The organism is Streptomyces sp. NPDC046862, from assembly GCF_040704615.1.
GTDB lineage: Bacteria > Actinomycetota > Actinomycetes > Streptomycetales > Streptomycetaceae > Streptomyces.
The window spans coordinates 387,973-409,253 of record NZ_JBEYXP010000001.1 but is presented as its reverse complement, the minus strand read 5'-3'; the positions used below and the strand labels follow the sequence as shown (position 1 = coordinate 409,253).

General features: G+C 70.0%; 22 protein-coding genes and 2 tRNA genes. 9 read left to right on the top strand and 15 right to left on the bottom strand.

The window, feature by feature from the left end; genetic code table 11:
* Positions 1-157: 157 nt before the first annotated feature.
* The 3 genes from AB0959_RS01850 to AB0959_RS01840 all read right to left on the bottom strand — a co-directional run bounded on the left by AB0959_RS01850 (position 158) and on the right by AB0959_RS01840 (position 2,437).
* Entirely contained in the window at positions 158-547 is a 390-nt protein-coding gene (locus tag AB0959_RS01850) for a roadblock/LC7 domain-containing protein (protein ID WP_366824233.1), read from the bottom strand.
* Positions 548-1,193: 646 nt separating this feature from the next.
* Positions 1,194-2,066, bottom strand: a complete 873-nt coding sequence (locus tag AB0959_RS01845) for a hypothetical protein (protein ID WP_366824232.1) — start codon at positions 2,064-2,066, stop codon at positions 1,194-1,196.
* The gene (locus tag AB0959_RS01840) at positions 2,063-2,437 is read right to left on the bottom strand and encodes a hypothetical protein (protein ID WP_366824231.1); all 375 of its coding nucleotides are present in this window, start codon (positions 2,435-2,437) and stop codon (positions 2,063-2,065) included. Before AB0959_RS01840 ends, AB0959_RS01845 begins: the two co-directional genes overlap by 4 nt.
* Positions 2,438-2,592: 155 nt before the next feature.
* Here AB0959_RS01840 and AB0959_RS01835 point away from each other — a divergent pair, with 155 nt between their 5' ends.
* Positions 2,593-2,958 (top strand): hypothetical protein, encoded by a 366-nt coding sequence (locus tag AB0959_RS01835; protein WP_366824230.1) that lies wholly within the window; start codon positions 2,593-2,595, stop codon positions 2,956-2,958.
* Positions 2,959-3,077: 119 nt separating this feature from the next.
* Here the strand turns inward: AB0959_RS01835 and rsrA are convergent, their stop codons facing one another.
* From rsrA to AB0959_RS01815, 4 genes are all read right to left on the bottom strand, one after another.
* A complete protein-coding gene (gene rsrA / locus AB0959_RS01830; protein ID WP_366824229.1) occupies positions 3,078-3,380 on the bottom strand; it encodes a mycothiol system anti-sigma-R factor in 303 nt (100 codons plus the stop codon).
* Positions 3,377-4,060 (bottom strand): RNA polymerase sigma factor SigR, encoded by a 684-nt coding sequence (sigR, locus tag AB0959_RS01825; RefSeq protein ID WP_366824228.1) that lies wholly within the window; start codon positions 4,058-4,060, stop codon positions 3,377-3,379. Before sigR ends, rsrA begins: the two co-directional genes overlap by 4 nt.
* A gap of 275 nt (positions 4,061-4,335) precedes the next feature.
* Positions 4,336-4,962, bottom strand: coding sequence for an alpha/beta family hydrolase (locus AB0959_RS01820; RefSeq protein WP_366824271.1), 627 nt, complete (start codon positions 4,960-4,962; stop codon positions 4,336-4,338).
* Between the two features lie 13 nt (positions 4,963-4,975).
* Positions 4,976-5,791, bottom strand: a complete 816-nt coding sequence (locus AB0959_RS01815; protein WP_366824227.1) for an SOS response-associated peptidase — start codon at positions 5,789-5,791, stop codon at positions 4,976-4,978.
* 48 nt (positions 5,792-5,839) lie between these two features.
* On the opposite strand from AB0959_RS01815, the gene AB0959_RS01810 reads away from it, so the two are divergent.
* From AB0959_RS01810 to AB0959_RS01795, 4 genes are all read left to right on the top strand, one after another.
* Positions 5,840-6,553, top strand: a complete 714-nt coding sequence (locus AB0959_RS01810) for a M50 family metallopeptidase (RefSeq protein ID WP_366824226.1) — start codon at positions 5,840-5,842, stop codon at positions 6,551-6,553.
* A gap of 148 nt (positions 6,554-6,701) precedes the next feature.
* On the top strand, positions 6,702-8,018 hold the full coding sequence (gene aroA / locus AB0959_RS01805; protein ID WP_366824225.1) for a 3-phosphoshikimate 1-carboxyvinyltransferase: 1,317 nt from the start codon (positions 6,702-6,704) through the stop codon (positions 8,016-8,018).
* Between the two features lie 16 nt (positions 8,019-8,034).
* Positions 8,035-9,045, top strand: a complete 1,011-nt coding sequence (gene rsgA, locus AB0959_RS01800) for a ribosome small subunit-dependent GTPase A (protein WP_366824224.1) — start codon at positions 8,035-8,037, stop codon at positions 9,043-9,045.
* Positions 9,046-9,242: 197 nt separating this feature from the next.
* Complete coding sequence (locus AB0959_RS01795; protein ID WP_366824223.1) at positions 9,243-9,566, top strand: multidrug efflux SMR transporter; 324 nt, start codon at positions 9,243-9,245, stop codon at positions 9,564-9,566.
* A gap of 17 nt (positions 9,567-9,583) precedes the next feature.
* Here the strand turns inward: AB0959_RS01795 and AB0959_RS01790 are convergent, their stop codons facing one another.
* Complete coding sequence (locus tag AB0959_RS01790; protein ID WP_366824222.1) at positions 9,584-10,201, bottom strand: TetR/AcrR family transcriptional regulator; 618 nt, start codon at positions 10,199-10,201, stop codon at positions 9,584-9,586.
* A 642-nt stretch (positions 10,202-10,843) separates the two neighbouring features.
* Here AB0959_RS01790 and hisN point away from each other — a divergent pair.
* From hisN to AB0959_RS01775, 3 genes are all read left to right on the top strand, one after another.
* Positions 10,844-11,644: a histidinol-phosphatase gene (gene hisN / locus AB0959_RS01785; protein WP_366824221.1), complete on the top strand. Its 801-nt coding sequence runs from the start codon at positions 10,844-10,846 to the stop codon at positions 11,642-11,644.
* A gap of 194 nt (positions 11,645-11,838) precedes the next feature.
* The gene (locus AB0959_RS01780) at positions 11,839-12,231 is read left to right on the top strand and encodes a CBS domain-containing protein (protein ID WP_366824220.1); all 393 of its coding nucleotides are present in this window, start codon (positions 11,839-11,841) and stop codon (positions 12,229-12,231) included.
* Between the two features lie 222 nt (positions 12,232-12,453).
* Positions 12,454-12,870, top strand: coding sequence for a Fur family transcriptional regulator (locus AB0959_RS01775; RefSeq protein WP_366824219.1), 417 nt, complete (start codon positions 12,454-12,456; stop codon positions 12,868-12,870).
* Between the two features lie 185 nt (positions 12,871-13,055).
* On the opposite strand, the gene AB0959_RS01770 is transcribed toward AB0959_RS01775, so the two are convergent.
* The 4 genes from AB0959_RS01770 to AB0959_RS01755 form a co-directional block, all read right to left on the bottom strand.
* A tRNA-Met gene (locus AB0959_RS01770) sits at positions 13,056-13,129 on the bottom strand.
* Between the two features lie 79 nt (positions 13,130-13,208).
* Complete coding sequence (locus AB0959_RS01765) at positions 13,209-15,116, bottom strand: tetratricopeptide repeat protein (RefSeq protein WP_366824218.1); 1,908 nt, start codon at positions 15,114-15,116, stop codon at positions 13,209-13,211.
* A 296-nt stretch (positions 15,117-15,412) separates the two neighbouring features.
* A tRNA-Met gene (locus AB0959_RS01760) sits at positions 15,413-15,486 on the bottom strand.
* A 44-nt stretch (positions 15,487-15,530) separates the two neighbouring features.
* Positions 15,531-18,509: a UPF0182 family protein gene (locus AB0959_RS01755; RefSeq protein ID WP_366824270.1), complete on the bottom strand. Its 2,979-nt coding sequence runs from the start codon at positions 18,507-18,509 to the stop codon at positions 15,531-15,533.
* 174 nt (positions 18,510-18,683) lie between these two features.
* Here AB0959_RS01755 and AB0959_RS01750 point away from each other — a divergent pair, with 174 nt between their 5' ends.
* Positions 18,684-19,226: a PPA1309 family protein gene (locus tag AB0959_RS01750; RefSeq protein WP_366824217.1), complete on the top strand. Its 543-nt coding sequence runs from the start codon at positions 18,684-18,686 to the stop codon at positions 19,224-19,226.
* A gap of 100 nt (positions 19,227-19,326) precedes the next feature.
* Here AB0959_RS01750 and AB0959_RS01745 read toward each other — a convergent pair whose 3' ends face one another.
* The 3 genes from AB0959_RS01745 to AB0959_RS01735 all read right to left on the bottom strand — a co-directional run bounded on the left by AB0959_RS01745 (position 19,327) and on the right by AB0959_RS01735 (position 21,240).
* Positions 19,327-20,424, bottom strand: a complete 1,098-nt coding sequence (locus tag AB0959_RS01745; RefSeq protein WP_366824216.1) for a PDZ domain-containing protein — start codon at positions 20,422-20,424, stop codon at positions 19,327-19,329.
* 68 nt (positions 20,425-20,492) lie between these two features.
* Positions 20,493-20,654, bottom strand: coding sequence for a hypothetical protein (locus tag AB0959_RS01740; protein ID WP_366824215.1), 162 nt, complete (start codon positions 20,652-20,654; stop codon positions 20,493-20,495).
* Positions 20,655-20,778: 124 nt separating this feature from the next.
* Positions 20,779-21,240: a molybdenum cofactor biosynthesis protein MoaE gene (locus AB0959_RS01735; protein ID WP_366824214.1), complete on the bottom strand. Its 462-nt coding sequence runs from the start codon at positions 21,238-21,240 to the stop codon at positions 20,779-20,781.
* Between the last annotated feature and the right edge of the window lie 41 nt (positions 21,241-21,281).

Sequence of the window (21,281 nt, the reverse complement as noted above, 5' to 3'; positions counted from 1 at the left end):
TCCGGCTCCGGAGCCTAGGGCGGAGCGGGGCAGGTGGGGGAGGCTATGGACGGATTCCGCGGTCATGCGCGGCGCTGAATACCCCGTCCGGGTGATCGGACGCCCTGATGTTCGTACGTTCGTCCGGTACGCGTGCGACTGTTCGCCGGGCCGCGTCTCACCCCGCCACGTCGGAGGCGAGCACCTTGTTCAGCTGCTCCACCGTGGCCGGCGACTCGCGCTGGAACGCCACGAGGTCGAGCCCGTCGTCGCCCTTGACGGTGAGCAGGGCGCGGTCGCCGACGGCCACGACGATGACGTGGCCCGATCCGCAGCGGGCGACCACCTCACGGAGCGCTCCGACACCGGTGGTGTCGGCCATGCGGCGGCCGACGCCGAGGGTCGCGGCGGCGAGGGCGGCGACGGACTCCGGGTGGACCGTGTCGGCGTCCGCGACGACGAGGAGGCCGTCGATGGTGGACAGGACGCTCTCGGAGACCCCCATCACCCGTTCACGCAGCGAGGTCAGAATGCCGGTCAGGGAATCGGGCGGTGGGATTTCGGTCATGTGTCGTGCTCCTTGTTCCGGGCATATGCCGGTACTGGTATGGTCCAAACGGACTCACGGAGTCAGTCGGACTCCGGTAAACCCCGCAGCGCTTCGCGGACGCGCCGCAGCGTTTCGATCGACGGCTGGTCGGCGGCGAGGTCCTCGGCCGACAGCATCGAAAAGAGAGCAGGCGGGGGTACGGGCGCCGCCGCGGGCGGGGTCTCGGCCTCCTGCCGGGGGCTCCGGGGTGCCGGTACCGCACCGCGTCGGGGCAGCGGCCGGCGTGCCGGTAACGCTTGACGCGCGGATACGGAACCGGGGTCGGCGTCCGGCGTGGGTGCGTCCGTCGTCGGTTCTTCGGGGTTCTGGGGTACTGGGTCCTGTGGCGCTGGGTCCTGTGGCGCTGGGTCTTTTGGTGCTCGGTCCTGTGGCGCTTGCTGTGGTGCGGGGTCCTGGGGTCCCGTTGCTCGGGCCTGGTCCTGGCCGTGGTCCTGGCCCTGGTCCTGGTCCGGTGGGGCTTCGGCCGCGTCCCGGCCCTCCGACGCCCTGTCCGCTTCCTGGTCCTCGGGGGCCTTGGCCTCTTTGCGTCTGCGCGTGGGGGCTCGCTGGGAACGGGCGCCCGTGGTCCGCTGCCGGGCCTTCGCCGCCCGGTCGTCGTCTGGACTCAACTCCCACCCCTCTGTCCGGCGTCGTGCCCGGGGAATCCGCTTCCAGGCGTGCGCTTCGGCAGGGGCACCACCTTCGGTGGCGCGGCGGCGGTGGGCGGGTCCGTCCGGGGTGCGCGGGCAGCGGTGCTCGGCCGGCTGTCGGAGGGGGCTTTGGCGTCCCATCGGACGAGGTCGAGCGTCTGCAGGCGTATGAGGTCCAGCATGACCGCGTACAGTCCGCGTCCCAGCGCGAAGGCGATGTCACGCGGTGTACGGCGCCCGTTGACATGGTCGAGGACGTCCTGGTGCCGACGTGCGAGTCCGTCGGACCGACGAGGGCCCGAACCCGCGACAGCCGCGGGACGGACACGAGTCAACTCACCCGGAGCACCCCACAACCGGGCCAGCAGCGCCATCCGCCGCGAGGTCTCCTCGGTCAGCTGTCGCGGCTCCACGCCCGGCTCGGCGACGAGCGCGGGCTCACGATCGGACAACTCCCAACCGCCCGGCGGGCTCAGCGCCATGGCGAACGCGCCGTCGAACACGGCCGCGGCGCAGACGACCTCCAGTTCGGCGGCACCGATCAGCCCGGCGGCCACGAGGCGTCCGCCCAGCCGGTCCGCGTCGGGCTCCGTGGCGCACGCGGCCAGCCAGGCCTCGTCACCGATCCGGCCCGAGGTGAGCAGCGCGGACGTGACGGTCGGCGCGCCCGGGGTCTCGATCGCGCCCACCAGCCCGTCCCGCAGGTGGATCGTTCCTCCCGGGTGGCCGGAGACCCGCACCGTCCCGCTGAAGCCCTCCTCGCGGAGTCCCAGCAGAAGCGCGGGCACATTGCGTGCCGTGGGCGCGTTGCGTGCGGTGGGCGCGTTGCGTGCGGTGGGCGCGTTCACGCCAGCACCTCGCCGGCCCGGTCGCCCAGACTCCGCAGGGCCAGCGCCATGTTGGCCCGGTCCCGGTCGAGTCCCGCCGTCAGCAGCAGGGGGTCACCCGCCGGCCGCGCCACCGTGAAGAGCACCTGCTGGCGCTTGGTGCTGGTCGTGACCACGCTCTCCAACTCCCCCTCGGCGCCCGCCGCACCCAGTCGTTCTGCGATGAGGGCGGCGAGTTCGGAGGCCTGCGCTCCGTCCCCCGCCTCGGTGGTGTCTCCCGCGACGCCGTAGGTCAGGCCGGTGACGGCGTCGACGAGAGCGACGCCGGTGACCCCGGGGGAATCGAGAAGCCGGTCCAGGGACGTTTGGAGAGCCGTCGCCATTTCCCCCATTCCCCCTCCCTCTCGCTACGTCGCACAGTACTTTGAACGTCAACTTCCACAACACACAACAAAGTTGACGTTTTGTGACCCACGGGTCGCATGTGTTCGATCGTAGATGGCCGGACAGTGACCGGTCAGCAGCACTGAGGAATTGGGGCAGCAGCATGAGCATCGAGACCGCGCTCAAGGAAGCCATGTCCATCGAAGGCGCGATCGGCGTGGCCCTCGTCGACTACGAGAGCGGCATGTCGCTCGGGGCGCTCGGTGGCGGCCAGGGCCTCGACCTGGAACTCGCCGCGGCCGGGAACACGGAGGTCGTGCGCTCCAAGATGCGCACGCTGGCCTCGCTGGACATGGACGACGTGATCGAGGACATCCTGATCACGCTGGGCCAGCAGTACCACCTGATCCGGCCGCTCGCCGGCAGCAAGGGGTCGCTCTTCCTGTACCTGGCGCTCGACCGAGGCCGCAGCAACCTGGCCCTGGCCCGGCACGGCCTGAAGCGGATCGAGGCCGGCCTCGACGTCTGAAGCGGCCGAGCCGCCGAGCGGCCGCGCGGACCCAGGCGGAAAACAGCGGGCCCGGAGTTCAAGAGGTCAGAACTCCGGGCCGGACGGTCACGACTCCTGGCGGTCGCGACTCCTGACGGTCACGACTCCTGCGGCGTCGCCGTCACGTCGTGCTCGGGCACAGTGTGCCCGGAACGGATCATCTCGATGCGCCCCATGACCTTGGCGCGCAGGTCGGTCGGCACGTCGTCATGCCCACAGCACCGCTTGACCAGCTTTTTCACGGCTTGCTCAAGCCCGTACTTCTCCAGACACGGCGAGCACTCCTCGAAGTGGACCTCGAACTTGGTGCAGTCCGCGTCCGGCATCTCACGGTCCAGGAACTCATAGAGATGGTCGAGGATTTCGCTGCAATCCGTCTCGTGCGGCTCTCCGCAGCTCATGAGCCCGAGCCTTTCGCTTCGTTCGACTCTCCGGCGCCGGCCGGGACCAGCCCACGGTCACGGGCGTAGTCCTCCAGCATGCCGCGCAGTTGACGGCGGCCCCGGTGGAGGCGGGACATCACCGTACCGATGGGTGTCCCCATGATGTCCGCGATCTCCTTGTACGCAAAGCCCTCTACGTCCGCGAGGTAGACGGCGATGCGGAATTCCTCGGGGATCGCCTGCAGCGCTTCCTTGACGTCCGAATCGGGCAGATGGTCGAGCGCCTGCGATTCGGCGGAGCGCAGGCCCGTCGACATGTGCGACTCGGCGCGCGCCAGCTGCCAGTCCTCGATCTCCTCGGCCGCGCTGCGCTGTGGTTCGCGCTGCTTCTTGCGGTACGAGTTGATGAAGGTGTTGGTGAGGATCCGGTACAGCCACGCCTTCAGGTTGGTGCCCTCACGGAACTGGTGGAAGGACGCGTATGCCTTCGCGTACGTCTCCTGCACCAAGTCCTCGGCGTCGGCCGGATTGCGCGTCATGCGCAGCCCGGCCGAGTACATCTGGTCGAGGAACTCGAGCGCGTCCCGCTCGAAGCGCGCGCTGCGCTCGGCGGTCGTCTCCGTGCCGCCGCCCCGGCCCTCGGGCTGCTCCGCCTGGCCGTGTTCGGTCCCTGCGTCGGTCCCAGTGACCGGACCCACCTCCTCCAGAGTCTCGGTGGGACCGAAACCGAAACCGGTCCCACTCGAATCGGAGGATAGACGAACATCGTGTCCACCCGCCGCCCGAACAGGGGCGCTCTTCGCCGCGTGCAGCACCGTCCAGTCCAGGTCACGGGCGCTGCTGCGGGCCGGGCAGATGGTCGAACCCATGCGGCGGACTTCCTCTCGTACGAATGGTTTCAGCACGTCTCCGCGCTGTCTGATCCGCACAACAGCCGACCGGGATCCCGCATTCCCGCCCCGCGTCCTCGCCCTCACCCGAGTGACGTACTCCACTGTGTGACGCCGTCCGTGACGATCTCCATCGCCCGGGTGTGGTCGAGGGGTGCCCGCTTCGGCACGGCGAAGCCGTGATCGCCGTACGGCACCTCCACCAGCTCGTAGTCGCCCGGCGGGAACTCCTCGGGTCGGCCGAACGGATCGTTGCCGCCCTGCACGACGAGGGTGGGCACACCGGCGCCGAGCAGTTCGCCGGCACGGGACTTCTCGGGCTTGCCCGGCGGGTGCAGCGGGAAGCTCAGGGCGAGGACGGCCGTGGCACCCAGCTCCGTCGCCGTGCGGCAGGCCACACGGGCGCCCGCGCTCCGGCCGCCCGCGATCACGGGGAGTCCCGGCCCGGCCAGCGCGGGCCACAGGCCCCGCCAGCCCACGTCCAGCGTCTTCGGGGCGGGCGCGACCTTCTTGCCCGCCACCCTCCAGGGCTGCTCCACGAGGGCGACGGTCACACCGTGCGCGGGCAGCGCCTCGGCGAGGGCCTGAAGATCACGGGCCTCGATGCCGCCGCCGGCTCCGTGGCTGACGGCGAGGACGAGTCGTGCCTTCCTCGCCCCGCGCCAGGTGATCCGGGCCGTCCCGGCGTCCGTCTCGACGGTCTCCGTCACATCAGCAGTCACGTTAGAAAAGTGTGCCCTCTTCGGGCCCCTCCAGCTCCTTCAGCAGCTCCGGACCGTTGTTGCGGACATTGCTGACGGCGGTGGTCACGGGGTACGCCCGCATCAGTCCGGCGGGCGGCGGGGCGAGCAGGTCCCGGAGGTCGTCGAGGTCGGTGCGGGCCGGGTCCAGCCAGGCGTCCCAGCGGTCCGGGGTGAGCATCAGGGGCATCCGGGGGTGGATCTCGGCCAGGGCGTGCGGGCCGTCGGCCGGGGCGACGGCGAGCGGGGTGCTCTCGGCCTCGGTCGTGATGACCGAGCAGGTGACCCACCAGGCCTGCGGGTGCTCGTCCGGAAGCGTCTTGTCCCGCCAGAACTCGTAGAGCCCGGCCATCGCGAACACCGAGCCGTCGGCGGGGAGCACGAAGTACGGCTGCTTGCGGGGCCTCTTCTTCTTCCCCTCGACCTCCAGATCGCGCTCCTGACTGCCGGTGACCCACTCGTAGTAGCCGTCGGCGGGCAGGATGCAACGCCGGGTGGCGAAGGCACGGCGGTACGAGGGCTTCTCGTGGACGGTCTCGGCGCGGGCGTTGATCATGCGGGCGCCGCCCTCGGGCGTCTTGGACCAGGAGGGGACGAGGCCCCATTTCAGCCTGCGGAGCTGACGAACCGGCCGTTTGTCGTCGACGTCCTTAAGAGGACGGTCGAGGACCGCGTAGACCTCCTTGGTGGGAGCCACGTTGTAGTCGGGCGCCAACGTCTCCTCGGGCTCCCACTTCTCGATCTCAAAGACTCCTGCGAGATCCTCTGGCCTACGACTCGCTGAATACCGTCCGCACATACGTGCCACACTGCCAGACTCCGTGAGAGCAAGGGAGCCAAGCTCAAGATGGACACCACCTCGCTGGCCGACGTCTGGAACGAGGTCTTCGGAAGCCAGCCCGACCCCGATCTGTGGGTCGTGATAGCCACCGCGGTGGCCGCGCTCGCCGCGGTCGTCCCGCCGGGCGTCTGGCGGCTCTCGCGCAACGCCGTCACCATCGCCCACGAGGGCGGACACGGCCTGGTCGCACTGCTCACCGGGCGCACCCTCACGGGCATACGTCTGCACTCGGACACCAGCGGCCTCACGGTCAGCCGGGGGAAGCCGACCGGCCTCGGCATGATCCTCACGGCGGCCGCGGGCTACACCGCTCCCCCGCTGCTCGGCCTCGGCGGTGCCGCACTGCTCGCCGCCGGGCACATCACCGCGCTGCTGTGGCTGGCCACCCTGTTGCTCGTCGCGATGCTGGTGATGATCCGCAACGCGTACGGGGCGGTCACGGTGCTGCTGAGCGGCGGCACGTTCGTGGTGGTCTCCTGGCTGGCCGGCCCCCAGGTGCAGGCGGCGTTCGCGTACGTCGTGGTGTGGTTCCTGCTGCTGGGCGGCGTACGTCCGGCCTTCGAGCTCCAGGCCAAGCGGCGCCGGGGAGGCGCGGGCGACTCGGACGCGGACCAGCTCGCCCGCCTCACCCACGCCCCTGCGGGCATGTGGCTGTTCCTGTTCCACGCGGTGTCGCTGTGCTCACTGGTGGGCGGGGCTCGGTGGCTGCTGGAGGTATGACGCGCCCCGAAGGGGCAGGCGTCAGGGGCGTGGGGCTGTGTCGATATGCGGCTCCGCCGCGTGGGCGCGACCAGCCCCCACCGGCCCGCAGCCGCCCACGGCGATCACGAGGCACCTCAGCAGGCGAACCCCCATTAAAGTGGGGCCCATGGCCCCGAACAACGCCCACACCGCCCTCTGGCCCGCCCCGCACGCGAGCGGAGCCGTCGACGCGACGGTCCACGTGCCCGGGTCCAAGTCGGTCACCAACCGAGCCCTCGTGCTGGCCTCCCTCGCCTCCGAGCCGGGCTGGCTGCGCCGCCCGCTGCGCTCCCGCGACACCCTGCTGATGGCGGCCGCGCTGCGCGCGATGGGCGTGGAGATCGAGGAAGGGGTGGGCCCCGACGGCTCCGGCGAGGCCTGGCGCGTGCTCCCCACGGGTCTGCGGGGCCCCGCCACGGTCGACGTCGGCAACGCCGGCACGGTGATGCGTTTCCTGCCCCCCGTGGCCGCCCTAGCCGACGGCCCCATCCGCTTCGACGGCGACCCCCGCTCGTACGAGCGCCCCCTGAACGGCGTGATCGACGCCCTGCGTGCCCTCGGCGCCCGTATCGACGACGACGGCCGGGGAGCACTCCCGCTGACGGTCCATGGCGGCGGCGCGCTGGACGGCGGCCCCGTCGAGATCGACGCGTCGTCGTCCTCGCAGTTCGTCTCGGCCCTGCTCCTGTCCGGCCCGCGCTTCAACCAGGGCGTCGAGGTGCGCCACACCGGCTCGACGCTGCCCTCCATGCCCCACATCCGTATGACGGTCGACATGCTGCGCGCGGTCGGCGCGCAGGTGGACACCCCCGAGTCCGGCGGCGAGCCGAACGTCTGGCGGGTGACCCCGGGAGCACTGCTGGGCCGCGACCTGACGATCGAACCGGACCTGTCGAACGCCCAGCCGTTCCTGGCGGCGGCCCTGGTGACCGGCGGCAAGGTGCTCATCCCGGACTGGCCGGCCCGCACCACACAGCCGGGTGACCAACTGCGCGCGATCTTCACCGAGATGGGCGGTTCCTGCGAACTGACCGAGTACGGGCTGGCGTTCACCGGCTCGGGCGCCGTCCACGGCATCGACGTGGACCTGGGCGAGGTCGGCGAGCTGACGCCGGGCATCGCCGCGGTCGCGGCCCTCGCCGACTCCCCCTCGACGCTGCGCGGTGTGGCCCACCTGCGCCTGCACGAGACGGACCGGCTGGCCGCGCTCACCAAGGAGATCAACGAGCTCGGCGGTGACGTCACGGAGACCGCCGACGGCCTGCACATCCGCCCGCGCGCGCTGCACGGCGGCGTCTTCCACACGTACGACGACCACCGCATGGCCACCGCGGGCGCGATCATCGGCCTCGCGGTGAAGGACGTGCGGATCGAGAACGTGGCGACGACGGCCAAGACCCTGCCGGACTTCCCCGACCTGTGGACCGGGATGCTCGGGGACTGACGGGCGGACCGGGATCATGCGCCGTTACGGCAAGCACACCGACGAGGACGACGTCCGGGTCCGCCCCAACCGCAAGGGCAACCGTCCCCGTACGAACATCCGCCCCAAGCACGAGGACGCGGCCGACGGCATGGTCCTGACCGTCGACCGCGGCCGGCTGACCTGCCTCGTCGAAGATCGTGTGATCATGGCGATGAAGGCGCGGGAACTGGGCCGCAAGGCAGCGGTGGTCGGCGACCACGTGTCCCTCGTCGGTGATCTCTCCGGCAACAAGGACACCCTCGCCCGTATCGTCCGCATCGCCGAGCGCACCTCGGTGCTGCGGCGCACGGCCGACGACGACGATCCCTACGAGCGCGTCGTCGTCGCCAACGCCGACCAGCTCGCCATCGTCACCGCCCTCGCCGACCCCGAGCCCCGCCCGCGCCTCATCGACCGCTGCCTGGTCGCGGCGTACGACGGCGGCCTCGACCCGCTGCTGGTGCTGACGAAGTCGGACCTGGCCCCGCCCGACAAGCTCCTGGAGCTGTACGGCGACCTGGACATCCCCTATGTCGTCACCAGCCGCGAGGAGTTGGAGAACGGCGACGCGGCGGACCGCGTACGGGAACAGCTCGACGGCAAGATCACGGCGTTCGTCGGCCACTCGGGCGTGGGCAAGACGACGCTGGTCAACGCGCTCGTACCCCAGGAGCGTCGCCGTACGACGGGACACGTCAACGCGGTGACGGGCCGTGGCCGCCACACGACGACGTCGGCGCTGGCGCTGCCGCTCGGGGAGACGGACGGCTGGGTGGTCGACACCCCGGGCGTACGGTCCTTCGGGTTGGCGCATATCGATCCGTCCCGCGTGATCCACGCCTTCCCCGACCTGGAACCGGGAACCGAGGGCTGCCCCCGTGCGTGCAGTCACGACGAACCGGACTGCGCGCTGGACGAGTGGGTGACGGCCGGGCACGCGGACCCGGCCAGGCTGTACTCCCTGCGCCGGCTGCTGGCCACGCGGGAGCGGCACGAGGGCGACTGACCGAGGGCCACCGACGGGAGGGCCGCCGACAGGAGGCAGGTGATGGGAGGCAGGTGACGGGAGAGCCGCCGACGGGAAGGCGGCTGACCTCCGCGTTGTTTGCTCCTGTACCTGGCCGGTAAGTGCATAATCGCACCGAGCCGATCCAAGCCAGACGAAGCGGTCACGGAACGTGGGGACGCGGGAGGACGAGATACATGGCGTGGCTGCTGGTCATCGTCGCGGGACTGCTGGAGACCGGCTTCGCCGTCTGCCTGAAGCTCTCGCACGGCTTCACCAGGCTCTGGCCGACCGTCGCGTTCTGCATCTTCGCCCTCGGCAGCTTCGGCCTGCTGACCCTCTCGCTGAAGAAGCTCGACGTGGGCCCCGCGTACGCGGTGTGGACGGGCATCGGGGCGGCCGGCACCGCCATCTACGGCATGATCTTCCTCGGCGACATCGTGTCCACGCTGAAGATCATCTCGATCACTCTGGTGATCGCGGGGGTCATAGGGCTGCAACTGTCCGGATCGGCACACTAGTTGTGAGCCGGTCGCGCTCAGCCCTGCCGTATCGGCTGTCGTTTCAGGACGGTACGCACCAGGCCGCTGACGCCGCCTTCGCCCGGCGACGCGGACACGCAGGACAGGGCGACGCGGACGACGAGTTCACAGGAACGGGCCAGTTCCGCCGTGTCGGTCTTCGGGACGCCGGGGGCGGAGAGGACGGCAACGGCTCGGTCACGGGTCAGGGCCACGAAGTCGGCGGGCGAGGGCAAGGGCCCGTCGGCACGGCGCTGTGCGGGCACAGCTGAGGACGAGGGCACCGCGGTGAGCGTGGGCGTGGGCAGGCGTTCGCTCCAGCAGCCGGTGAGCATGGCCTTGATGAGGGCGTTGCCCCGGGCGGCCGAAAACGTCCACTCGGCGGCGGCGGCCAGTCGTTCACGGGCGTCCGCGTGCACGGCCAGCGCCCGGTCGACACCGGCGAGATAGGCGTCGGCCTCCCGGCGTACCAGGGCGCGCGCGAGTCCCTCCTTGCTGCCGAACTCGTTGTAGAGCGTCTGCCGGGACACTCCTGCCACGGCGGCGACGTCGACCATGCGCACGGCGGACCACGGACGGCGCGCGAGCGCCTTGTAGGCGGCGTCCAACAGGGATTCCCGGGCTGCAGGCATCATCGCCTCCCTCTGCCGAGCGGCGGCTTTGGACCTCAGGTTTGACGCGCGCCGATGCACTGTCAAGGGTTCTCGGCGGCGCCGAGGGGCGTGTGTTCGGCCAACGTGCGCGGTGGCGGCGAGGAAGATCGCGGGGGCCGCGTAACGGCGTCCGCGGAGGCCCCGGGCAGGCGCGGGCGAAGCCCTTGAGGGGCCGGCGCCGCGACCGGCGAGGCGGCGATTTCGGCGACTTCAGGCGGCTACGGCGACTCCGGTGGCTTGGGCGGCTTTGGTGACTCGGGCGACTCGGGCGGCTTCGAGGGCTGGGGTGACTTCGATGGCGGGGGTGACTTCGGTGGCATGGGTGGCTTCGAACAAGGGGCACGGGCGCACGGGTGCTCTGGGCGACGCCGGTCAAACGGAGCCGGAGCCTCCCACCCGAGCACGGCCCGATCATGGCCCGAGCGCGACCCGCGCACGGTCAAACGCCTCCGCCTGCACCGATTCGTCGCCCCCGAGGCCTCACCACTCTCACCTGCCCCAACCGTCCCATTACCCCCTCCCCACCCCCGCGTCACAGTCCCGTCCTGCCCTTCCTGAGGAGGTCCCGCAGTGATCTCCGGGGGCGTGTGGCCGGATCCATGACCCGCCGGATACGGTTCGCTCATGCCCGACTATCTCGATGACCTGCGGCTCGCCCATGTCCTCGCGGACGCCGCCGACGCCGCGACCATGGACCGGTTCAAGGCGCTCGACCTCAAGGTCGAGACGAAGCCGGACATGACGCCGGTGAGCGAGGCCGACAAGGCCGCCGAGGAGCTGATCCGCGGCCAGCTCCAGCGCGCCCGGCCACGCGACGCGATCCTCGGCGAGGAGTACGGCATCGAGGGCACGGGCCCGCGCCGCTGGGTCATCGACCCGATCGACGGCACCAAGAACTACGTCCGCGGCGTCCCGGTGTGGGCCACGCTGATCTCGCTGATGGAAGCGGGCGAGGGCGGCTACCAGCCGGTCGTCGGCGTCGTCTCCGCCCCCGCGCTCAGCCGCCGCTGGTGGGCCGCGAAGGGCCACGGCGCGTTCTCCGGCCGGAGTCTCTCCTCCGCCTCCCGCCTCCACGTCTCGCGCGTCGCGACGCTGCCCGACGCCTCCTTCGCGTACTCCTCCCTGGGCGGCTGGGAGGAGCAGGGCCGGCTGGACGGCTTCCTGGACCTCACCCGCGAGGTGTGGCGCACGCGCGCGTACGGCGACTTCTGGCCCTACATGATGGTCGCCGAGGGGTCCGTGGACATCTGCGCCGAACCCGAGCTGTCGCTGTGGGACATGGCGGCCACCGCGATCGTCGTCACCGAGGCGGGCGGCACCTTCACGGGCCTCGACGGCCGCCCCGGCCCGCACAGCGGCAACGCGGCGGCGTCGAACGGGCTGCTGCACGACGAGTTGCTGGGGTACCTCAACCAGCAGTACTGAGTCGTACGGGGCGCAGTACTGAGTCGTACGGGGCACCCGAGTGATCAGGAGTGCCCCGCAGCGCCCCTGAACTCACCACGCGCGCCCTCTTGTTGACCTCCCCTTTACCTGCCACATTGAGAGTCCCCCCACTTGTGAACTTGTGAATCCCTGAACAAGCCTCACCGGGATTCCATAGGAGGTGGCTCAATTCCATGCTCGTCCGCGACGCCATGAGCACTCTGGTCCTCACCATCGGCCCCGACCACACCCTCCGCCAGTCCGCCACCCTGATGTCCGCCCGCAGGGTCGGCGCGGCCGTGGTGTTCGACCCGGACGCCGGCGGCCTCGGCATCCTGACCGAGCGCGACATCCTCAACTCCGTCGGCCTGGGCCAGAACCCGGACACCGAGCGGGCACACGCCCACACCACCACCGACGTCGTCTTCGCCACTCCGTCCTGGACCCTGGAGGACGCCGCCCGGGCCATGACCCACGGCGGCTTCCGCCACCTCGTCGTCCTCGACGGCGACGAACCCGTCGGCATCGTCTCGGTCCGCGACATCATCCGCTGCTGGGTCCCGGCACGGCAGCCCACACCGGCCTGACCGGCGCGCCGCGAAAGCCAACGGGCCGGAACTCCAGTGGAGTTCCGGCCCGTCTCGCACGGCAAGCGGTCCAACCCTGGTCAGCCGCACAGGGCCTGGACAGCGGCCCCAGGCGCTCGCCGAATTCAGAGCTCGATCCTACAATGGACAATGTCTAAGTCAAGGAGAATTCCAAACTCACACCTGTTCGGATTCTAGTCCTCTTGCTGTTACGCTGGTCGTATGAGTGACCTTCTGGAGCGGCTGCGCGGACGCGGATGGCGCATGACCGCGCAGCGGCGCGTCGTGGCCGAGGTCCTCGACGGCGATCACGTCCATCTGACGGCCGACGAGGTACACGCTCGGGCTGTCGTCAAGCTGCCCGAGATCTCCCGGGCGACCGTCTACAACACGCTGGGTGAGCTGGTCTCCCTCGGCGAGGTGCTCGAGGTCGCCACGGACAGGCGCGCCAAGCGGTACGACCCGAACGCGCACCGTCCGCACCACCACCTGGTCTGCGCCCAGTGCGGCGCGATCCGCGACGTTCACCCGACGGGCAACCCCCTCGCCGACCTCCCCGACTCAGAGCGCTTCGGCTTCACGGTGTCGGACGTCGAGGTGACGTACCGGGGCGTGTGCCCCCACTGCACGGCAGCGTAATCGCGCTACTCACGCCACTCATGCTTCAGCTCTGAGCCGGTCACCGACCACAAATCGACATGTCGACTTGTGGTCACCCGCAAAACACCAGCCGAAGCACCGACACGCAAAACACCGACACAGAGCCCCGCAACACAAACACCGAGGGGCCGGAACCCTTACAGGCTCCGACCCCTCGGGATCAGTAGCGGGGACAGGATTTGAACCTGCGACCTCTGGGTTATGAGCCCAGCGAGCTACCGAGCTGCTCCACCCCGCGTCGATGAACGCAACATTACGTCAGCACCTCGGCCCCGCGCAAATCACTTCGGCCCCAGTGGCGGGACGGGGCCACAGCCCTACGCCGACAACTCCTCCCGCAGAGCGTCCCGCAGTTTCGCCGCCCGCTCCGCGACCTCCACCGGTCCGAGCGACACCGCCCGATCCGCCCACCGCTGCCCTTCCGCCAGCTCACCCCGACGCGCGTAGACCAGGGCCAGTCGCAGCGCCGCCCGCCCGTGCCCGGCGTCGGCCGCCCGCGTCCACCACAGCGCGGCCTCCGGCTCGCTCCCCTCCCGGGCCAGCAGCAACCCGAGGTTGAACGCCCCGTTCCGGGACCCGGCCTCGGCCGCCTCCCGGTACCACCGCGCCGCCTCGACGACGTCCCCACGGGCCGCCGCGAGCATGCCGACCCGCACCTGGGCCCGCCGGTGCCCCTGATCCGCGGCCCGCTCGTACCACTCCTCGCACTCGCTCTTCTCCCGCGTGGGCTCGCCCAGCTCGTGCGCTGGCGTCGGCGGGCGCCGGGCGTCCAGGACGGCGGCGAGCCGGTACGCGGCCTCGGCGCTGCCGCCACCCGCCGCCTGCCGCAGATGCCGCTCGGCCGCCCGCTCGTCACCCTCGCGGAGCCGCGCGATGGCGACCTGGAGCGCGGCCTCGGTGTGCCCGGCGGCGGCCGCCCGCTCGTACCAGACCCGTGCGTCCGCGTCGTCGCCGCGCCCCGCGTACAGGATCCCGAGGTTGAAGGCGGCGTCCACACTGCCCGCCTCCGCCGCCTTGGAGAACCACGGCTCGGCCCCCGCCGCGTCCCCGACCTGCAACAACAGGATCGCGAGCGCGTTCGCGGCCTCGCGGTGCCCGGCGTACGCGGCCCGTCGGTACCACTGCTCGGCCTGCACGGTCCGGCCCTGCTCGGCGCAGAGCAGCCCGAGGTTGTACGCGCCGTTCACGTCACCGGCGTCCATGGCCGCCCGGTACCACCGCTCGGCCGTCTGCGTCTCTCCGCGCTCGGCGTGCAGCGCGCCGAGCGCGTTCGCCGCGTTGCCGTTGCCGTCCTGAGCAGCCCGCAGCCACCACACGGCCGCACTCTCGGTGTCCCCGGCGTCCCGCAGCAGGAACCCGAGGGCGCACGCGGCGCGCGGCTCACCGTCCTTCGCCGAGGTCAGGTACCAGCGCCCGGCCTCCTTGAGCTCCCCGCGCCCCTCCAGGATCGCGCCGAGGTGCAGCGCGGCTCTCTGGTGCCCGCGTGCCGCGGCCTGCCGGTACCACTGCTCCGCCTCCTCGGCGGCGGACGCCTCGACACCGTTGTCAGTGCCGGCCTCCCCCTCGCGTACGTCCTCGTCGTCGTCGCGCGGGGCCAGGTGATCCCCTCTCGCGGCACAGGAGCCCTCCCGGGCGCCCCGGCACTCCTCGGCCGTCGACCGCCGGTCGAGTGCCCGCGCGAGCCTGTACGCGGCCTCGCGGTGCCCGCGCTCGGCGGCGACCCGCATCCACTGCTCGGCGGCGGGATCGCTGCGGTGCTCCAGCAGGTCGGCGAGCGCGTACGCGCCCAGCGTGTGCCCCTGCTCGGCGGCCTGGCGCAGCCAGTACTCGGCGGCCGGCTCGTCGCCGCGCTCGCGGTGGTGCCGCCCGAGCGCGTGTGCGGCGGCCGCGGAGCCGGCGACGGCGGCGATCCGCCACCACCCTGCCGCCTCGTCGGCGTACCCACGCTGGTGCAGAAGGACACCCAGGTTGTTGGCGGCGGCACGGTCACCCGCGGCGGTGGCAGCGCGCAGCTGAGGCTCGGCTCCGTCGAGGTCACCGCGGCGCAGCAGCATGGCGCCGAGGACGCTCATCGCCTCGACGTCACCGGCCTCGGCAGCGAGCCGCTGACGCGCCTCCTCGACAGCGTCACCGGCTTCGTCCCGGTCCGTTACCTGCGGAAAATCCGCAGGCTGCGCAAACCGCCCGTCCTCCAACAGAGTTGCCTTGTCCCCCATAACGTCCATCGTCGCACCACCTGCAACCTGGGTACACCTGGTATACCGCAGTCAGTGAGGTCACTACAGCGTTTTGTCGACATGCCCACAGAGAGACAAGTCAAACACAGATTTCCCAACTCCCGTCGCATGACGCAGGGCTTCTGGCGAGTCGTCGCCTCACTGATCAGGACGCAGGGCAGCCGCTCCGTGGATCCCGCCCTGGTCACCGGATGTTCAGGGGGAGTCGGCGGCCCGGATTCGGCCATAGTCGGCGCACACGTCGAAGGCCCGGATCCCTTGAGGATCCGGGCCTTCGACTTCAGTAGCGGGGACAGGATTTGAACCTGCGACCTCTGGGTTATGAGCCCAGCGAGCTACCGAGCTGCTCCACCCCGCGCCGTTGTGAAGCAACCGTATCACGGCGCGGGACGGAGCTCTGAATCAGCCGCTCCCAGAGCTCTTGTCGCTGCTCTGACTGCTGTTCTTGTCGCTGTCCTGACTGCTGTTCTGACTGCTGTTCTTTCCGCCGCCGCCTGTCTCGTCGGCCTTGGACTGGGCATCCTCGGCCCGCTGCAGAGCGTCCTCCAGGTCCTTCTGCGCCCGGCCGTACGCCTCCCAGTCCCCGTTCTTGAGGGCTTCCTGGCCCTCGTCGAAGGCCTTCTGGGCGTCGTTCAGGGCGGCTTGAACCGTCGGGTTGCTCGACGTGGGCGGCTCGGTGGTGCCGTCGCCCTGGTCCTGGTCCGCCGGCGGAGGCGTCGTACCCTCCGCCCCGAAGACCTTGTTGAGGGCCTCGTCGAGGGTGTCCTCGAAGGCGGTCGCGCCTCCGTAGGTCACCAACACCTTCTTCAGCAGCGGGTACTTGAGGTCACCACCACGTACGTAGACGGGCTCCACGTACAGCAGTCCGCCGTCGAGCGGCACGGTCAGCAGGTTGCCGTACTCCACCTCCGAGTCGCCGCCTCTCAGCAGCCGGATCGACTCGGCGATGGATGGCTCGGAGTTGAACTGGCTCTGCACCCGTTTGGGACCGTCGACGGTCTTGCCGGTCGGCAGCTTCAAAATGGTGATCTTGCCGTAGTCGCTGGTGTCGGCCTGGGCGTTGACGGACATGAACGCGCTCAGGTTGTCCCGGCCGTTCGGCGTGAACGTCGTCGTCAGCGAGAACGTCTGGGCGCTCTGCTCGGGCAGCTTCATGCTCAGGTAGTACGGCGGCACGGCGTCCCCGGACCGGTTGGTCGGGTCGTCCGGCACCTGCCACACCTCACTGCCGCTGAGGAACGTGTCCGCGTCCTTCACGTGGTACCGGGTGAGCAGTTCACGCTGGACCTTGAACAGGTCCTGCGGGTACCGCAGATGGTCCATGAGCGACTGCGAGATGTCGGCCTTCGGCTTCACCGTGTTCGGGAACGCCTTCATCCAGGTCTTGAGGACCGGATCCTTGGTGTCCCACTGGTAGAGCTTGACCTCACCCGTGTACGCGTCGACGGTCGCCTTCACCGAGTTGCGGATGTAGTTGACCTGGTTCTGCTGGGCCACCACCGCGCGCTGGTTGTCGGCGGCCGTCAGCGAGTCCGCGGTCGTGTCGCCCAGGGTCGTACGGGAGGCGTACGGGTAGCCGTTCGTCGTCGTGTAGGCGTCGACGATCCACTGGATCTTGTTGTCGACGACCGCCGGGTAGGCGTCGCCGTCGATCGTCAGCCAGGGGGCGACGGCCTCGACGCGCTCCTTGGGCGTGCGGTTGTACAGGATCCGCGAACCCTCGCCGATGGCGCCGGAGTAGAGGATCTGCGGCTCACTGAACGCCACCGCGTACGCGGCCCGGTTGACCGGGTTGGAGAGGTTGACCCCGCTGTTGCCCTTGTAGCTGGTGGTCTTCTCACCGCTGTCGTCGGAGTAGTCGATCTCCTTCTGGGGACCGCCGACGATCGAGTACTGGCTGGTCTTCTCGCCGTAGTAGATCCGCTGCTGGTACGTGCCGAGGTTGCCCCCGTTGGAGTTCCTGGAGGGCAGGTCGGACTCGGTGAAGACCGGGCGTCCGTCCCCGTCGGCTGCGGTTCCCTTGGCGGCGACCGCGCCGAACCCGTGGGTGTAGCGGAAGTGGTCGTTGATCCAGTTGTTCTTCGGGATGCCGCCCAGGTTCAGCTCGCGCAGGCCGATGACCGTGTCCTGGACCTTGCCGTCCTTGTCCTTGTAGCGGTCGACGTCCAGGTTGGCCGGGAACCCGTAGTAGTTCCTGATCTGCTGGAGCTGCTGGTACGTCGGCGAGACGATGTTCGGGTCGAGCAGGCGGACGCTCGCCGTCTTGTCCACGTCGTCGCGCAGCTTGGTCACGTCGTCCGTGTTGCGCTCGCCCGAGTACTCCTCGACCTTGGCGTCCTCGATGCCGTACGCCTTGCGCGTCGCTTCGAGGTTCTTCTCGACGTACGGCGCTTCCTTGGCCTGCTCGTTCGGCTGGACCTGGAACTTCTGGACGATCGCCGGGTAGAGCCCGCCGATGAGGATCGCCGAGAGCACCATCAGACCGAAGCCGATGACGGGCAGCTGCCAGGTGCGCCGCCACAGAGTGGCGAAGAACAGCAGGGCGCAGATGACGGCGATGCAGAACAGGATCGTCTTCGCCGGCAGGTAGGCGTTCGCGTCGACGTACCTCAGGCCCGTCCAGTTGCCCGTCGCCTTGAAGTCACTCGACTTGACCGCGAGCCCGTACCGGTCGAGCCAGTACGCGACCGCCTTCAGGGCGACGAAGATCCCGAGCAGCACCGACAGGTGCCCGGTGGCCGCGGCCGTGGCCCGCGCGCCCGGAGAGGTGATCCGCAGGCCCCCGTACAGGTAGTGCGTGAGCGCGGCGGCGATCAGCGAGAGGATCGCGGCGGCGAAGCCGAAGCCGAGCAGGAAGCGGTACCAGGGCAGGTCGAAGGCGTAGAAGGCGACGTCCAGGTGGAACTGGGGGTCCTTCTGCCCGAAGGGGACGCCGTTCACCCACATCAGCCACGTGCGCCACTGGCCCGAGGCGGAGGCGCCCGCGATCAGGCCGATGAGCGACGTTATGCCCAGAAGCAACCATCGCTTGTACGGCGCGATGCCCATGCGGTACCGGTCGAGGCTCTGCTGCTCCATCGACATGGCGCTCAGCGGCGGGCGCAGCCGGTGGGCCAGCCAGATGTTGAAGCCGACCGCGGCCGCCATCAGCAACCCGAAGACGAAGAAAAGTCCGATCTTGGTCCACAGGGTGGTCGTGAAGACCGAGGAGTACTTCACGGACCGGTACCAGAGCCAGTCCGTCCAGAACCCCGCGAACATGACGAACGCCATGAGCAGCACGGCCAGAACGCCCAGTGTCATGAGCAGGGTCCGGACGCGCCGGGACGGTCGGCCCACTCTGATCCGTGGCCCGGTCGGGCCTCCGCCGCGGTCCGGCATCTGGAAAGCCAAGGTTCGCACCTCGAAGTCGCTGTTGATCCGTCAGGCCCCCGGGAAACGCGGACCATCTTTCAGGCCCCCCGATCGTCGAGATCGTAGAGGCCTCACCTATGCAACTTACTCACGCTTTACTCGGTTCCCGGTTCGGGTAACGAACGAGGCAGGATTGTGACCATGTCCAACACACCCATGGCAGCGAGCCCCCTCACCCGGGCCGTCCTCGAAATCGACGAGTACGCCTCCGGCCTCGGCTGGGACCAGCCCGCTCGCCTCTTCGCCCTCGTCGACACCGCACGGCTGCGCGCCGAACAACCCTCTCTCGCGGACCGGCTGGGCCTGCGGGACGAGTCCGAGAGCCCGGGTCTCACCCCGATCGAGCAGGAAGAGATCCCCGCGGGCAAGCCGCTGGACGAGTTCCTCGGCACGATCGCCTGGCCCGACTCGGTGGCCGGCTGCGCGCTCACCGTGGAGCGGCTGATGCTGCCGCCGTCCGCGGAGGCGTCCGTCCCGGAGGGCCTCAACGAGGCCCGTCTCGCCAAGTGGGTCGCCGAGCACCCGGACCGCCAGGAAGTCCGCATGACGGTCGCGGTCCTCAGGGACGGGGCGCGCGATTCGGCGCTGCGCCTGCGCGAGAAGGACTCGCCGACGGAGGTGCTGACCGGGTCGGAGCTGGTGCCGGGCCTGGCCGAGGCGCTGGCGGCGACGTTCGCGGACTGACTTCCCGGTGTACGGCTGACTTCTCGGTGTGCGCGTCGGGGGCGCCCCAGCCCTGGGGCGCCCCCGACGGCGCACGCCGTCCGCGGACCGTACGGCGCCGTCAGCCCTTGGTGGTGCACTTCGGCAGGGCGGCGGTGTCGCCGGAGCGGATGTCCTTGAGGGCGCCGAGCGCGTCGCCGATGGTGTCGACCTTGACGAGGGTGAGTCCCTCGGGGACGTCCTTGGCGGCGGCCGCGCAGTTGTCCTTGGGCGTCAGGAAGTACTTGGCGCCCTTGTCGTGCGCACCGACGGTCTTCATCTCGATGCCGCCGATGGGTCCGACCTTGCCCGCGTCGTCGATGGTGCCGGTGCCGGCCACGAACGTGCCGCCGGTGAGGTTGCCCGGAGTCAGCTTGTCGTAGATCCCGAGCGCGAACATCAGGCCGGCGCTGGGGCCGCCGACGTCGGCGAGCTTGATGTCGACGGTGAACGGGAACGTGTGGTCCGTCCCTGCCGAGATCCCGACGATCGCGCGGTCCTCACCCTGGTCGTCGGACTTCTTCGTGGTGATCGTCACGTTCTGCGTCTCGGTCGCCGTCTTGTTCTCCTTCTCGGCGGCGGCCTGCGCCTTGGCGGGGACGATCGTGAACGTGACCTTCTCCCCGGGCTTGTGCTTGGTGACCAGCTTCGCGACGTCCTCGGGCGCCTTGACCGCCGTACCGTCGACCGACTTGATCACGTCGCCCGCGTGCAGCTCGCCCTCGGCCGGTGAGTCCTTGAGGACGGTGGAGACGATCACCCAGGACTTCACGGGGATGCCCAGTTCCTTCAGGGCCGCGACCTTGGCGCTCTCCTGGGACTGGCTGAACTCCTCCGCGTTCTCCTGGGTCGACTGCTCCTCGGTCTTGCCGTCCGGGTAGAGCGTGTCGTGCGGGACGACCTTGTTGTCGTGTGCCAGCCACCCGTAGACGGCCTCGACGAGGTTCATCTTGTAGTCGGCGCTGGTGACCCGGACCGTGGTCATGTTCAGGTGCCCGGAGGCCGGGTAGGTCTTGTGCCCCGCGATGTGCAGCACCGGCTCGCCACCGTGGTCCCCGAGCGTGTTCACCGTCGGCCCCGGTGACATCTCCGAGTACGGCACGGGAATGAACACTCCCGCGCACAGGAGCGCGATCAGCATCAGGGTGGAGGCGAGCATCGTCGCGGTGCGGCGTGGCATGGAACGACAGTACGGGACGGGTCTGTCACAGCACTTTCGGGGCCGCCCGTCCAGGGCAGCCCCGGGACTCAGCCGCGTGAGGACTTCTCCATGGCCTCACGGAAGCGGGTGTATCCCGCGAGCTCAGTGCCGTCCTCAACGCTCTTGCGGTTCCGGCCGGCCCAACTGCCCCACACCCCGGCACCGACAGCGGCGAAAAGCGGAATCAGCAACCAGGCGAGCGCCGCCATGCCAACCTCCCAACCCCGTGAGCGACCGCGACTGACTGATCAGCAGATTAACCATCCGCTCCGTCAACGCTCACGCCAGGGGTGGGGTTACGCAACCGGAAACAGGGCCGATGGATCCGCGGTCTCAGCAAGCCCCGACCCACTCCTCCGTACCATCGGAGAACCGCTGGTGCTTCCAGATGGGAACCTCGTGCTTCAGGTCGTCGATCAGCTTGCGACAGGCCTCGAAGGCCTCACCGCGATGCGGACAGGACACCGCCACCACGACAGCCAGGTCCCCGACCCTCAGGTCGCCCACCCGGTGCACCGCGGCGAGGGCCCGCACCGGGAAGTCGGCGACGACCTTCTCGGCGATCCTGCGCATCTCCGCCTCGGCGCTGGGATGGCACGAGTACCCCAGCTCGTCGACATCGGCGCCCCCGTCGTGGTTCCGCACGGTGCCCACGAACAGCGCCGTCCCGCCGGCCGCGTCGTCCCCGACGGCCCGGAACACCTCGTCCACGGACAGCGGAGTCTCCCGTATGCCGATCAGCTTGATCGGGTCCTGCGCCGTCTGCTCACCGGGGTGATCGTTGTTGGCTGCCATGCCCTCCATCGTGCCCCACACCACTGACAACCCGGAACAAC

Coding starts and splice junctions, on each gene's coding strand:
- rsgA (WP_366824224.1), top strand. CDS start 8,035: ATGCGCCGTTACGGCAAGCACACCGACGAGGACGACGTCCGGGTCCGC.
- AB0959_RS01765 (WP_366824218.1), bottom strand. CDS start 15,116: ATGGACGTTATGGGGGACAAGGCAACTCTGTTGGAGGACGGGCGGTTT.
- AB0959_RS01835 (WP_366824230.1), top strand. CDS start 2,593: ATGAGCATCGAGACCGCGCTCAAGGAAGCCATGTCCATCGAAGGCGCG.
- AB0959_RS01745 (WP_366824216.1), bottom strand. CDS start 20,424: ATGCCACGCCGCACCGCGACGATGCTCGCCTCCACCCTGATGCTGATC.
- rsrA (WP_366824229.1), bottom strand. CDS start 3,380: ATGAGCTGCGGAGAGCCGCACGAGACGGATTGCAGCGAAATCCTCGAC.
- AB0959_RS01740 (WP_366824215.1), bottom strand. CDS start 20,654: ATGGCGGCGCTCGCCTGGTTGCTGATTCCGCTTTTCGCCGCTGTCGGT.
- AB0959_RS01750 (WP_366824217.1), top strand. CDS start 18,684: ATGTCCAACACACCCATGGCAGCGAGCCCCCTCACCCGGGCCGTCCTC.
- AB0959_RS01850 (WP_366824233.1), bottom strand. CDS start 547: ATGACCGAAATCCCACCGCCCGATTCCCTGACCGGCATTCTGACCTCG.
- AB0959_RS01790 (WP_366824222.1), bottom strand. CDS start 10,201: ATGATGCCTGCAGCCCGGGAATCCCTGTTGGACGCCGCCTACAAGGCG.
- AB0959_RS01780 (WP_366824220.1), top strand. CDS start 11,839: ATGCTCGTCCGCGACGCCATGAGCACTCTGGTCCTCACCATCGGCCCC.
- AB0959_RS01795 (WP_366824223.1), top strand. CDS start 9,243: ATGGCGTGGCTGCTGGTCATCGTCGCGGGACTGCTGGAGACCGGCTTC.
- AB0959_RS01775 (WP_366824219.1), top strand. CDS start 12,454: ATGAGTGACCTTCTGGAGCGGCTGCGCGGACGCGGATGGCGCATGACC.
- aroA (WP_366824225.1), top strand. CDS start 6,702: ATGGCCCCGAACAACGCCCACACCGCCCTCTGGCCCGCCCCGCACGCG.
- AB0959_RS01815 (WP_366824227.1), bottom strand. CDS start 5,791: ATGTGCGGACGGTATTCAGCGAGTCGTAGGCCAGAGGATCTCGCAGGA.
- hisN (WP_366824221.1), top strand. CDS start 10,844: ATGCCCGACTATCTCGATGACCTGCGGCTCGCCCATGTCCTCGCGGAC.
- AB0959_RS01735 (WP_366824214.1), bottom strand. CDS start 21,240: ATGGCAGCCAACAACGATCACCCCGGTGAGCAGACGGCGCAGGACCCG.
- AB0959_RS01755 (WP_366824270.1), bottom strand. CDS start 18,509: ATGCCGGACCGCGGCGGAGGCCCGACCGGGCCACGGATCAGAGTGGGC.
- AB0959_RS01840 (WP_366824231.1), bottom strand. CDS start 2,437: ATGGGGGAAATGGCGACGGCTCTCCAAACGTCCCTGGACCGGCTTCTC.
- AB0959_RS01810 (WP_366824226.1), top strand. CDS start 5,840: ATGGACACCACCTCGCTGGCCGACGTCTGGAACGAGGTCTTCGGAAGC.